14 protein-coding genes are annotated in these 12,075 nt (G+C 61.6%); 4 read left to right on the forward strand and 10 right to left on the reverse strand.

The annotated features are described in order from the left end of the window. Positions 1 to 11: 11 nt before the first annotated feature. A complete protein-coding gene (locus tag ACLKMW_RS17935) occupies positions 12 to 608 on the forward strand; it encodes a GNAT family N-acetyltransferase (protein ID WP_415725858.1) in 597 nt (198 codons plus the stop codon). Between the two features lie 30 nt (positions 609 to 638). Next, positions 639 to 3,500 (forward strand): EAL domain-containing protein, encoded by a 2,862-nt coding sequence (locus tag ACLKMW_RS17940; protein ID WP_415725914.1) that lies wholly within the window; start codon positions 639 to 641, stop codon positions 3,498 to 3,500. On the opposite strand, the gene ACLKMW_RS17945 is transcribed toward ACLKMW_RS17940, so the two are convergent. Then, a complete protein-coding gene (locus ACLKMW_RS17945) occupies positions 3,491 to 4,099 on the reverse strand; it encodes a YqgE/AlgH family protein (protein WP_415725859.1) in 609 nt (202 codons plus the stop codon). The genes ACLKMW_RS17940 and ACLKMW_RS17945 overlap by 10 nt on opposite strands. Before the next feature lie 147 nt (positions 4,100 to 4,246). Between ACLKMW_RS17945 and ACLKMW_RS17950 the strand changes: the two genes are divergently transcribed. Next, positions 4,247 to 5,053, forward strand: a complete 807-nt coding sequence (locus ACLKMW_RS17950) for a protein-disulfide reductase DsbD domain-containing protein (protein ID WP_415725860.1) — start codon at positions 4,247 to 4,249, stop codon at positions 5,051 to 5,053. An 83-nt stretch (positions 5,054 to 5,136) separates the two neighbouring features. Then, positions 5,137 to 5,622 carry a peroxiredoxin gene (locus tag ACLKMW_RS17955; protein WP_415725861.1) on the forward strand — a complete coding sequence of 162 codons (486 nt, stop codon included), beginning with the start codon at positions 5,137 to 5,139 and terminating at the stop codon, positions 5,620 to 5,622. 3 nt (positions 5,623 to 5,625) lie between these two features. On the opposite strand, the gene rnhA is transcribed toward ACLKMW_RS17955, so the two are convergent. The 9 genes from rnhA to cyoE all read right to left on the reverse strand — a co-directional run bounded on the left by rnhA (position 5,626) and on the right by cyoE (position 12,072). After that, positions 5,626 to 6,132 carry a ribonuclease HI gene (gene rnhA, locus ACLKMW_RS17960; RefSeq protein ID WP_415725862.1) on the reverse strand — a complete coding sequence of 169 codons (507 nt, stop codon included), beginning with the start codon at positions 6,130 to 6,132 and terminating at the stop codon, positions 5,626 to 5,628. Continuing rightward, on the reverse strand, positions 6,129 to 7,091 hold the full coding sequence (locus tag ACLKMW_RS17965; protein WP_415725863.1) for a homoserine kinase: 963 nt from the start codon (positions 7,089 to 7,091) through the stop codon (positions 6,129 to 6,131). Before ACLKMW_RS17965 ends, rnhA begins: the two co-directional genes overlap by 4 nt. After that, complete coding sequence (ispH, locus tag ACLKMW_RS17970) at positions 7,091 to 8,101, reverse strand: 4-hydroxy-3-methylbut-2-enyl diphosphate reductase (protein WP_415725864.1); 1,011 nt, start codon at positions 8,099 to 8,101, stop codon at positions 7,091 to 7,093. The genes ACLKMW_RS17965 and ispH overlap by 1 nt, the downstream gene beginning before the upstream one ends. Before the next feature lie 74 nt (positions 8,102 to 8,175). Beyond that, positions 8,176 to 8,928: an SURF1 family protein gene (locus tag ACLKMW_RS17975; RefSeq protein WP_415725865.1), complete on the reverse strand. Its 753-nt coding sequence runs from the start codon at positions 8,926 to 8,928 to the stop codon at positions 8,176 to 8,178. Beyond that, entirely contained in the window at positions 8,925 to 9,311 is a 387-nt protein-coding gene (locus ACLKMW_RS17980) for a DUF983 domain-containing protein (protein WP_415725866.1), read from the reverse strand. The genes ACLKMW_RS17975 and ACLKMW_RS17980 overlap by 4 nt, the downstream gene beginning before the upstream one ends. Before the next feature lie 130 nt (positions 9,312 to 9,441). Continuing rightward, positions 9,442 to 10,326, reverse strand: coding sequence for a cytochrome c oxidase subunit 3 (locus ACLKMW_RS17985; protein WP_415725867.1), 885 nt, complete (start codon positions 10,324 to 10,326; stop codon positions 9,442 to 9,444). Between the two features lies 1 nt (position 10,327). Then, complete coding sequence (locus ACLKMW_RS17990) at positions 10,328 to 10,963, reverse strand: cytochrome c oxidase assembly protein (protein WP_415725868.1); 636 nt, start codon at positions 10,961 to 10,963, stop codon at positions 10,328 to 10,330. After that, the gene (locus ACLKMW_RS17995) at positions 10,963 to 11,124 is read right to left on the reverse strand and encodes a hypothetical protein (protein WP_415725869.1); all 162 of its coding nucleotides are present in this window, start codon (positions 11,122 to 11,124) and stop codon (positions 10,963 to 10,965) included. The genes ACLKMW_RS17990 and ACLKMW_RS17995 overlap by 1 nt, the downstream gene beginning before the upstream one ends. A 3-nt stretch (positions 11,125 to 11,127) precedes the next feature. Beyond that, complete coding sequence (gene cyoE, locus ACLKMW_RS18000; RefSeq protein ID WP_415725870.1) at positions 11,128 to 12,072, reverse strand: heme o synthase; 945 nt, start codon at positions 12,070 to 12,072, stop codon at positions 11,128 to 11,130. Positions 12,073 to 12,075 lie beyond the last annotated feature (3 nt).

The following is a 12,075-nucleotide window of genomic DNA, read 5'->3' on the forward strand; positions in this document are numbered from 1 at the left end:
CGTCACAGGCGATGTTTGCATTACCGTTCTTCCGCCGCGACTCTCCGGCGCTGAAAGGTGATCGCATTACGCTGAGGCTGCCTGAATCGCGCGATTATCGGGAATGGGCGGCACTGCGAGCTGAAAGCCGGACCTTCCTGGAACCGTGGGAGCCGAAATGGGCAGCGGACGAGCTGGGGCGGCCGGCGTGGCGCGCACGGCTGATGCGCTACCGCGAGGACTATGCCAATGGCAGCTCCATCGCATTCTTCATATTCGAGAATGCATCTGGCAGGCTCGTCGGCGGCATCACCATCGGCAATATCCGCCATGGCGTGGCGCAGAGCGGGCAGATCGGATACTGGATAGGCGAGCGTTTCGCCGGCCGCGGGTTCATGCGCGAAGCGCTGGTGCTGATCTCGCACTATGCGTTCGATACGCTAAGGTTGCACCGGATCGAGGCTGCCTGTATTCCCGACAATGCGCGTTCTATCCGCGTGCTTGAAAAAGCCGGATTTCAACGCGAAGGACTGTTGCGATCCTATCTGAGGATCGCCGGAACCTGGCAGGACCACTACCTTTACGCCCTGATCGCGGAGGATCGGCGGGGCGTCACGACAAAGGGCTGATTATTGGCGTATTTCATTTCGATCGAGCGCCTGTTGGCCTTCGCTCTCGCGGCTATCCTCAGCCTGTGCACCCTCTCGTCGGCATTCGCCATCGAGCCGATCAAGATCGCGCGCGACGACGTGGCGCTGGATCTTTCCGGCGCGGTCGAGATCTATCGCAACCAGGGCGAAAACTTCCAGGTCTCAACGGCGCCCGGTCCCGACGGAATCGTGCGGCGCATCGAGGTGGAAGCCAATGATGCGCGCTCCACCGGCGACTGGGCGGTGTTCGCGCTGGCCAACACCACCGAACAGCAGATCGACCGGCTGATCGTCGCCCCCCATTTCCGTCTGGTGAACTCCGGCCTCTTCTGGCCCGATCTGGGCTCGAGCCGCATCGCGGCCATCACGCCGAGCGAAGGCTTCGCCCTCGACCGTCAGGCCAGTTCCGACGCCGACGTCTTTCTGGTGACGCTGAATCCCGGTTCCGTCGTCACCTTCATCGCGGAACTCGCCTCGCCAAAACTGCCGCAGGTCTATCTGTGGGACCCCGAGCCCTACAAGGACTCAGTCAATTCCTATACGCTTTACCGGGGCATCGTGCTCGGCATCTCCGGCCTTCTGGCGCTGTTCCTGACCATCCTGTTCGTCGTCAAGGGCACATCGATGTTTCCGGCGACCGCAGCGCTGTCATGGGCCGTCCTTGCCTATATCTGCGTGGATTTCGGCTTCCTCAACAAGTTGATCGAGATTTCGCCCGGCAACGAGCAGATATGGCGAGCAGGCGCCGAGGTGGCGTTGGCGGCGACGCTGGTGATGTTCCTGTTTGCCTATCTCAATCTCAATCGATGGCATGGCAATTTCAGCTATGGCGCATCGGTGTGGATCTTCGGCCTGCTGCTGATCGCCGGCGTCGCCGTCTTCGATCCGGCTGTTGCCGCCGGCATTGCGCGGTTCTCCTTCGCCGCCACCGCCGTCGCCGGTCTCGGGCTCGTCATATTCCTTGGCATTCGCCGCTATGACCGCGCAATCATGCTGATACCCAGTTGGGCGATGGTGCTGCTCTGGCTCTGCGGCTCCTGGATGGCCGTCACCGGCATGGTGGACAACGACATCGTCCAGCCGGCGCTCGGCGGCGGTCTCGTGCTGATCGTGCTCCTGATCGGCTTCACCATCATGCAGCACGCCTTTGCGGGCGGTGCGCTGCATCAGGGCCTGTTCAGCGATCTGGAGCGCCGGGCGCTGGCGGTCGCCGGTTCCGGCGATACCGTGTGGGATTGGGACGTGATGCGCGACCGGGTCGTCACCCGCCCCGACGTCAGCCTGCAGCTTGGTCTGGAGCCTGGCAGTCTGGGCGGCCCGGCTCGCAACTGGCTGCCGGTGCTTCACGCCGACGATCGCGACAATTTCCGCACCACGCTTGACGTTATCCTCGAACATCGGCGTGGGCGGGTGACGCAGAATTTCCGCCTGCGCGGCGCGGACGGCCACTATCACTGGTTCCTGCTGCGGGCGCGCCCTGTCATCGGCTCGGATGGCGAGGTGATGCGTTGCGTGGGCACTCTCATCGACGTGACCGAGCAGAAGAAGTCCGAGGAGCGCCTGCTTCACGATGCCGTGCACGACAATCTGACCGGTCTGCCCAACCGCGAATTGTTCATAAACCGTCTGGAGGCGATCATCTCGATCGCCAAGACCGAGGACAAGGTGCGGCCGACGGTATTCGTCATCGATATCGACCGCTTCAAGCACGTCAACGACAGCCTTGGTATTTCGGCCGGCGACACCATCCTCCTGACCATCGCGCGGCGTCTGCATCGCCTGCTGAAGCCGAAGGATTCCCTCTCGCGCCTTGCCGGCGACGAGTTCGCGCTGATGCTGCTGTCCGAACAGGACCCCGCCAGCATCGCGGCCGTGGCCGATGCGATCAAACAGGCGATCTGCTCGCCGATCACATTCGCCAGGCGCGAAATCGTGCTCACAGCTTCCATCGGCCTGATTACCTGGACGGCCGCCCACACCTCCGCCGAAGACGCCGTCAAGGACGCCGAACTGGCAATGCATCAGGCAAAGCGGTTCGGCGGCGACCGTATCGAGCCGTTCCGGCCTGCCTTCCGTTCGGTGGGCACCGACAGGCTGCAATTCGAATCGGATCTGCGCCGCGCAATTGAGCGCAAGGAATTCTCGCTCGCCTACCAGCCCATCGTGCGCCTGGAAGACAGGAGCGTAGCCGGCTTCGAGGCGCTTCTGCGCTGGGACCATCCGCGTCGCGGGCCGATACCGCCGTCGGACTTCATTCCGATCGCGGAAAGTTGCGGGCTGATCGTCCAGCTCGGCCTGTTCGCCATGCAGCGCGCCGCCGAAGACCTGGCAAGCTGGCAAAAGCAGATCAGCGACGCGCCGCTTTCGGTCTCGGTCAACCTCTCAAGCCGCCAGCTTATCCGCCGCGATCTGGTCAACGACGTCCGCTCGGTCGTGGCAAGGGCCAATCTGAAGGCGCGCTGCTTCCGGCTGGAGCTCACCGAATCTCTGGTGATGGACAATCCCGAGCAGACCGCTCATGTGCTGGCCAAACTCAAGCAGTTGGGCATCGGCCTGTCGCTCGACGATTTCGGCACCGGCTATTCGTCCCTGTCATATCTCACGCGCTTTCCCTTCGACACGATCAAGATCGACAAGAGCTTCGTCGACGACGCCTCGCCGAAGCGCGCTGTTCTGCTGAAATCCATGATCAACATGGCGCATGAACTCGGCATGTCGGTCGTAGCCGAGGGCGTGTCCGATGAAAGCGATGCGCTTCAGTTGCGCCAGATGGGCTGCGAATATGTGCAGAGCTTCATGTTCGGCACGCCGATCCCCGGCGATCAGGTGCTCAAACTGCTGAAGGAGCAGTACCCGCTCGCTCAGGCGTGACCGGCATCCTGGCTGAGATGAGCGAGATTGACGCCGATGGAGGCGAGTATCCGATCGTATTTCCGCTCGATATCGCCGTCGAAAAGCAGGTCGGGCTTCGCCGGACAGGTCAGCCATCCGTTCTGCGCGATCTCGCTTTCGAGCTGGCCTGCCCCCCAGCCCGCATAGCCCAGCGCCATCAGCGCATGGCGGGGCCCACGTCCGGCGGAGATCGCCCGCAATATATCCACTGTCGCGGTCAGGCAGATTTCGTTCGAGACCGGCAGCGAGGATTCAACCGTATAGTCGTCGGTGTGAAGCACAAAGCCGCGGCTGCGGTCCACCGGGCCGCCGTTGCGCACGACGAAATCGCGTGCCGACGCAGGCAGCCGGATCGCCTCCTGCTCGTCCAGAATGCCAAGCTGAACCAAAAGATCGGGAAACAGGACCTGCTGTGACTGGTTGATGATCAGGCCCATCGCCCCTTCATCGCTGTGGGCGCACACATAAATGACCGCCCGCGCGAACCGGTCGTCCTTCATGCCCGGCATGGCAATCAGGAACTGGTCGTCGAGAAATCCGCGCGCGGCGGCGGACTTTTTCTGGCGCAAAAGGTCCATATGTGGAGCGTAACGCGTTTTTTGTACGCTTTAAAGCCACGCTTTGGTGAAATTGATGCAATCTGAGCGCGCCGCTTTCACGAGAAAATGATGCTATCCGGATATCAACACGGTTGCGAAATGGCGCAGGAGCAATCAAATCGAGCCATGATACGCCTTGCAACCATCGTTTCCTGCCTTGCCAGCCTTATTTGTGTCACCGGCCCGGCTTTCGCCGCCTCCACCGACTGGGTCGAAACAGAAGGCGGGCGGCTGCGACTGGTGACCGCAGGCGCGCCGGATGAGCAGGGTCGGCTGATCGGTGCTCTCGACATCGAGCTCAAGCCCGGCTGGAAGACCTATTGGCGCGATCCGGGCGACGCCGGTGTTCCGCCTACTATCGAAATCACCGCAAGCACCAATATTGCCCGAGCGGATTTCGAGTTCCCCGCCCCGCAACGTCAGGATGACGGCTATTCGAAATGGGCGGGCTATGCCCAACCGATTGCGCTGCCAGTGACGTTTCAACTCGCTTCGCCACAGGAACCGGCGTTGATCAAGGCGGAAATCTTCCTGGGCATCTGCCAGTCCATCTGCATTCCCGTGAGCGCGAGGCTGACGCTCGATCCGGCGAACGATCCGACCAGCGCTGAAGATGCAGAACTGGTTTCAGCGGCGGTCAAGGCGCTGCCTGAAGCCGCTAGGGCGGATTTCGGCGCCGTTCTTGTCGAGAAAGGTGAAGACAGGCTGATGGTCGAGGCGAAATTCACTGGCGATCCGAATTCGGCGGATTTCTTCATCGCCGGCATCGACGGTTATTCGTTCGCGACGCCCGAACGGCTGAGCAAGGACGGCAAGACGCTGTTTTCCGTGGAGATCCTGAACCGCCCGACCGATGTTCCCGCAGGCGACGGCATTCCCTACACGCTGGTTACGCCGGCTGGCGCCGTAAGTGGAACGTTGCCTTACATGTGAAAGGCAATCTGCCCTGCCTGTTGCCCTTGCCGTGGTGAACCGGTACCCCACCTTTGCCCAAATGCAATTGATTGAGGTGTAGAATGACGATTTCCGTTGGTGAGCGACTGCCCGATGCGACCTTCAAGACCATGACAGCGGACGGCGCCAAAGCCGTCGACACGGCCGAGATATTTTCGGGCAGGAAGGTGGTGCTTTTCGGCGTGCCCGGCGCCTTCACCCCGACATGCAGCAACAACCATCTGCCCGGCTTTCTCGAAAACCGTGACGCAATCCTGGCGCGCGGCGTCGACACGATCGCCGTTGTGGCGGTCAACGACCATTTCGTCATGGGCGCATGGGAAAAGTTCACCGGCGGCGAAGGAAAGCTGCTCTACCTGGCAGACGGCAATGGTGATTTCGTCCGCGCTGCCGGCCTCGAAGCCGATCTCAGTGGCGGCGGTCTCGGGCTGCGCTCCAAGCGATTCTCGATGATCGTCGACGACGGCAAGGTCACAGCGCTGAACATAGAGGATGCACCCGGACAGGCTGTGGAATCGGGTGCCGCAAGACTCCTGGAACAGCTCTGACGACTATCTGCCTGACCAGACCTTCTTCGTCCGGCTTTTTTCAGCCATGGGCGCGGCCGCTGCGGGTCGCGCCGGTTTGAAGGGCGCCATGCCCATGCGCGCAAGCTCGTCGGCCCGCTCATTTTCGGGATGGCCGTTGTGGCCTTTCACCCAATGCCAGGTGATGTCATGGCGCTTGCGCGCCTCATCGAGTGCCTGCCACAGCTCAGCGTTTTTCACCGGTTTCTTGGCTGCCGTCTTCCAGCCATTGCGCTTCCAGCCCTCGATCCAGCCGTTGATGCCGTCCTTGACGTAGTTGCTGTCGGTGTAGAGATCGACCGCGCAAGGCCGCTTCAACGCGTTCAAGGCTTCGATTGCCGCGGTCAGTTCCATGCGGTTGTTGGTGGTTTCCGCTTCGCCGCCCGACAGTTCCTTGGTTACGCCGTTGAAGCGCAATATCGCACCCCATCCCCCCGGGCCTGGATTGCCCGAACATGCGCCGTCGGTGAAAACCTCGACCGTCTTCGTCATTTCAGGCCATACTCCGAAGCCGAAGCGATCTGACGGTGGAACCGCACCCGTCGAATGTATTCCATCGGATCGCGCTTCTGCACCAGCGCTCCATCGGGGATCGTCAGCCAATCATAAAGCCGTGTCAGCATGAAACGAAGCGCCGAGCCATGCGCCAGAATCGGCAGCGCCTGACGTTCCGCCTCGCTCAGCGGCCGCACAGCCTGATAGGCCGCCAGCAGCGCCGTGCCCTTGGTCAGGTTGAAGGAATAGTCCTTCTCGAAGCACCAAGCGTTCAAGCAGGTCGCAAGATCGTAGGCGTAAAAGTCGTTACAGGCGAAATAAAAGTCGATCAGGCCCGACAGCCGACTTCCAAGAAAAAACACGTTGTCCGGAAAAAGGTCGGCATGAATGATGCCGGCCGGCAAGTCCGTCGGCCAGCTTCGCGTAAACTCGGCGAAGTCGGCATCCACTTCGGCTGCAAGCCCCGGCTCGACCTCATCGGCGCGAGCACGCGAGCCATCCCACAACTTCCGCCAGCCTGCAATATCGAGCGAATTGGCGCGCGACAGCGGGAAATCCATGCCGGCGATATGAAGATCGGCCAGCGCCTTACCAACCTCGCGGCAGTGCTGGACGGTGGGGCGGCGCATCCACATGCCTTCCAGGAAGGTGATGAGAGCGGCCGGGCGGCCGGCGAGCTGCCCTACGATAGTGCCGTCGTTGCGATGCACCGGCAGCGGGCATGAAATGCCCTTCTTCGCCAGGTGATCCATGAGCCCGAGGAAGAACGGCAAGTCCGTCTTGTCGACGCGCTTTTCATAAAGCGTCAGAATGTAGGAGCCGCTCGAAGCATGAAGCAGGAAATTGGAATTTTCCGAGCCCTCCGCGATACCCTTGTAAGAGAGCAGTTCGCCGACGGCGTAATCCTTCAGGAAAGCCTCGAGTTCGCCTTCCGTGACATCCGTATAGACTGCCATTATGCCGTTCCGTTGACGAAGGCCATGTCGGCGGCGGTGAGTTCGACGTCGCGAAGCACGCGCATGACAGGAAAATCTTCCGTTTCCGTCGCCGTGACCGCGAGATCCACCGATACGTCGAAACGGGCACGGAACGCATCGATGATCTCCTCCACGATGATCTCGGGTGCCGATGCACCGGCCGACAAGCCAAGCGTCGAAATCTCGCCGATCTCGTCCCACGGAATCTCGGAGGCTCGCTGCACCAGAAGCGCCATTCTGGCTCCGGCGCGCTCGGCGACTTCGACCAGGCGGCGTGAATTCGACGAATTGGGCGCCCCGACGATGAGGAACAGGTCCGCGCCGGGCGCGGTTTCCTTCACCGCTTCCTGGCGGTTGGTGGTGGCGTAGCAGATCGATTCGGCGGCCGGTGCCTTCATCGCGGGAAAGCGCTGCTGTAGCGCCCGGATGAGACCGGCGGTGTCCTCGACCGACAATGTCGTCTGCGTCACGAAGCCAAGCGCTTCGGGATCGGCAGGCGCGAAGGCCGCAACATCCGCCTCTGTCTCGATCAGGGTGACCGCCCCGTCCGGCAGTTGGCCCATGGTGCCGATCACCTCCGGGTGGCCGGCGTGGCCGATCAGCAGCACGTGACGGCCGAGCCGCTGATGCCGCATCGCCTGCTTGTGGACCTTAGACACCAGCGGGCATGTCGCATCGAGATAAAAGAGGTGGCGCGCCACGGCATCGGCCGGAACCGATTTCGGTACGCCATGCGCCGAAAACACCACCGGGCACTCGCGATGCTCCGGCGGAATCTCGTGCAGTTCCTCAATGAACACCGCGCCAAGATTTTGCAGCCCCTCGACCACGTAGCGGTTGTGAACGATCTCATGGCGCACATAGACCGGCGCGCCATACTTCTTCAGCGCCAGCACCACGATCTGAATGGCGCGGTCAACGCCGGCACAGAAACCGCGCGGCTGGCAGAGCCGCATTGTCAAAGGTGGCTTGGAGGATAGTTCAGGCATGGCTTCCGCTCTTTCGATAGGGCCGACATGATGTCTGCACCCCCCTTCTGTCAAGGCGGGAGGCGCATTCGGCGTCATGCTCCGGGTCGCCGCGAACGCCACACGAAGACGCCAAGCACGCCGGCAAGCGCAGCAGCCAGGCCGTACCAGGTGACGGCATATTGCAGATGGCTGTTGGGCAGCTCGATCAGTGTGACGCCGCCAACCGGCAAGCCGCCCGGATTGGCCGCCTTGTCGGCATCGATGAAGAACGGCACGAGGGACGTTTCGATCGGCAGGCCGGCGCTTGTGGCCATGGCGTCCCGGTCCTTCCAGTAGAAGATGTTCTTCGCCGGCTCGTTGTCCGGAATAAGCGATGATGGCTTTTCCGCGAGCGGGTTACGGGCAAGACCGGTAACGGTGATCGTCCCTGTGACCTGCCCCTCCGGTCGCAGCGCGGGATCCTTCCGATCATAGGGAACGAAGCCGCGATTGATGAAGACGAAGCGCCCGTCTTCAAGGCGCAGCGGGGTGTAGATATAAAAGCCGGATTGACCGTCATGAGTTGCGAAGAAATGCCGTTCGCCTTCGTGCCGGAACTCGCCCGTCACCGTTACCGGCCAATAATCGACATCACCGTCTTCAGCGAACTTTCGCTCAACGTCCGCCAGGGGCAGTGGTGTCGAATGGATCCGCTCATCGATCGTCGAGATCAGCGCTTCCTTCCACTGGAGGCGCTGCACCTGCCATGTGCCGAGGCCAATGAGAACGACGAGGGCACCTAGGCCCAGCGCCAGAACCAGCCAAAGTGCCGGCCGACGGTTGCCAGTTGCCGCTTCGCCGCTCATTTGGCCTGATCCAGCCGCCCTTCGGCGGCTTTGTTTCGATATTGCAGGGCAATCAGCACGCCCTTGATCAGTCTCAGCGCCCAAAGGCTGAGGATCACTGTCAGCGGAATCCAGAGCAGGAAATGCAGCCAGAGCGGCGCCCCGTAGGAGACTTCCGTCCAAAGCGCCAGGCCGACAACGATGAAGCCGATGATCAGGATGACGAAAACCGCCGGGCCGTCGCCGGCGTCGGCGAAGGAATAGTCGAGCCCGCAGCTATCGCAGCGCGGCGCCAAGTTCAGAAAACGGGAAAACAACCGCCCTTCTCCACACCGCGGGCAGCATCCTTTCAAGCCAGCCGCAAAGGGCTCGACTGGTGCCCGGTTGGCCCGATCCTCGCTCATGTTCTCCATCCTGCCGCAGTCACATCGATGACCCGGCACATGCCAGTCAATGCTTCCGCACCATTGCGCCGAAAAAGCGAAGGCGGCCATGTCGCCACGGCCGCCTCCCGCTTTCAAACAGCTCGTCGCTTCAATGGCCGGCGGCGATCGTCGCGCCCATCGACGCCCAGACATAGATGCTGGCAAACAGGAACAGCCAGACGACGTCGACGAAGTGCCAGTACCAGGCAGCCGCTTCGAAACCGAAATGCTGCTTCGGCGTGAAATCACCCTTCATTGCCCGCAGCAGGCAAACGAGCAGGAAGACCGTTCCGATAAAGACGTGGAAGCCATGAAAGCCGGTCGCCATGAAGAAGGTTGCGCCGTAGATCGAATCCTTGAACGCGAACGGTGCGTGAATGTACTCGTAGGCCTGCACGAAGGAGAAGAGGATGCCGAGGCCGACCGTCAGCACAAGGCCGTTCACCAGCCCCTTGCGGTCGCCATGCAGCAGCGCATGATGCGCCCAGGTGATCGTCGTGCCCGAGAGCAGCAGGATGATCGTGTTGTAGAGCGGCAGGTGGAAGGGATCGAGAACCTCGATGCCCTTCGGCGGCCAGACGCCGCCGGTATACTCGGTGCGCGCAACTTGGGCAGCTTCGCCTGGAAACAGGCTGGCATCGAAAAACGCCCAGAACCAGGCGACGAAAAACATCAATTCGGAGGTGATGAACATGATCATGCCATAGCGCAGGTGCAGCGACACCACGCGCGTATGGTGGCCTTCGTGGGCCTCCTTGATCGTGTCCGACCACCATCCGAACATCGTGTAGAGAACGATGGCCAAGCCAATGAAGAACAGCCAGGGATTGGCGATGTTGTAGCCGAAGAGCGGGAACTCGCCCTCATTCAGATACTGCATCCACGCCACGCCGCCGATCGCCATGACGAGGGCGCCGACCGAGCCGAGAAACGGCCAAGGGCTCGGGTCGATGATGTGATAGTCGTGTTGTGGTTTGGCGTGTGCGTCTGCCATATCAACCCCCGAGGTTACTGTCGGTGTTATCGTTTGCGTTGTCCTGATCCGCCTGCGGCGCCGCGGCCACGGGCTTCTCAGCATCTATCGGAAAGAACGTGTAGGAGAGCGTGATGGTCTCGACATTCTTCAGCTCCGGGACGTCGACGACATCCGGGTCGACGTAAAAGATCACCGGCATGTCGAGCGTCTCGCCCGGCTTAAGCGTCGTATCGGTGAAGCAGAAGCACTCCACCTTGTTGAAATAGGCACCGGCGATTGCCGGCGTCACGTTGAAGGTCGCGCGTCCGGCCGTCGGCTTGTCGGAAACGTTTGTGGCTGCGTAGTGCGCCTGGGCGGTCTCGCCGATCCGGATCGTGATGTCGCGCTGAACCGGCTCGAAATTCCAAGCCAGACCGCCTGATGTGTTGGCATCGAAGCGGATGGTGATCTTCTTGTCGAGCACCCGGTCCGAATACTGCTCGACGCGTTGCGTGGTGCCGCCATAGCCGGTGATCTGACAGAACATCGCATAGAGCGGCACCGCAGCGTAGGCCATGCCGATCATGCCGCTCAAAAACGCCAGGCAGATGGCGGCGATCAGCTTGTTCGACCTCTGCGTCTTCGCGTCGAGATTCATCTGTTTCATGTCACCCATCACAGCGCCCTGTCCAGAATGGCAGGGCCGAACTTGATGATCGTCGCGATGTAGAAGATGATCACGAGCAGCGCGAGGCCGATGCCTATGGCAATCGACCGGCTGCGGCGCGCCTTCCTCTGCCTTTCGGTCAAGGTGATCAAATCGTCGTCCTCGGGCATAGGCTAAACCCCGGGCGCCGCGAGCACGCGCTCGACGACACTGTCAGCCAGATAGGCGGCGAAAATGACAAACAGATAGAGCAGCGAATAGCCGAACAGCGCCTTGGCCGGCTTCATCACGCGATCACTATCAGGCATGACAAGGACCTTCCACGCATACCAGATGAAGCCAAGGCCCAGCGCCAAGGCGACGATGCCGTAGCCGGCCGTGGTGAAGCCAAATGCCCAGGGAAGCACGCCAACGGGCGCAATCAGCAGCGTGTAGGCGAATATCTGCTTCCTGGTAGACGCCTCGCCCGCGACATTCGGCATCATCGGTATGCCGGCGCGGCCATATTCGTCCGCCTTGAACAGCGCCAGCGCCCAGAAATGCGGTGGGGTCCAAAGGAAAATGATCAGGAACAGGATGACGCTTTCCAGGCTGACCGTTCCGGTAGCCGCGGCCCAGCCGATCACCGGTGGAAAGGCGCCAGCGGCACCGCCGATGACGATGTTCTGCGGTGTCGAGCGTTTCAGCCAGATCGTGTAGATGACGGCATAAAAGAAGATGGTGAAGGCAAGCAGCGCGGCCGACAGCCAGTTGACGATGACGCCGAGCGTCATCACCGAAAGCGCTGAAAGCACAAGGCCGAAGCCCAGCGCCTCGCCGGGCAGAACACGCCCCGCCGGCACGGGGCGGTTCACGGTCCGCTTCATGACGGCATCGATGTCGGCGTCATACCACATGTTGAGCGCGCCTGACGCGCCGGCGCCGATGGCGATCGCCAGAATGGCCACGATGGCGATGAACGGATTGAGCGAGTGGGGTGCCGCGACCAGGCCGACGAAGGCGGTGAACACGACAAGCGACATCACGCGCGGCTTCAGCAGCGCGATGTAGTCGCCAGCAGTCGCTTCCGACATGCGCAAACGGCGATCCACCGAAATGCTCTCGTCAATCAGGGCCATGCC

The sequence above is a fragment of the Borborobacter xinjiangensis genome (genome assembly GCF_047739745.1).
Classification (GTDB): Bacteria; Pseudomonadota; Alphaproteobacteria; order Rhizobiales; family Rhizobiaceae; genus Pseudaminobacter.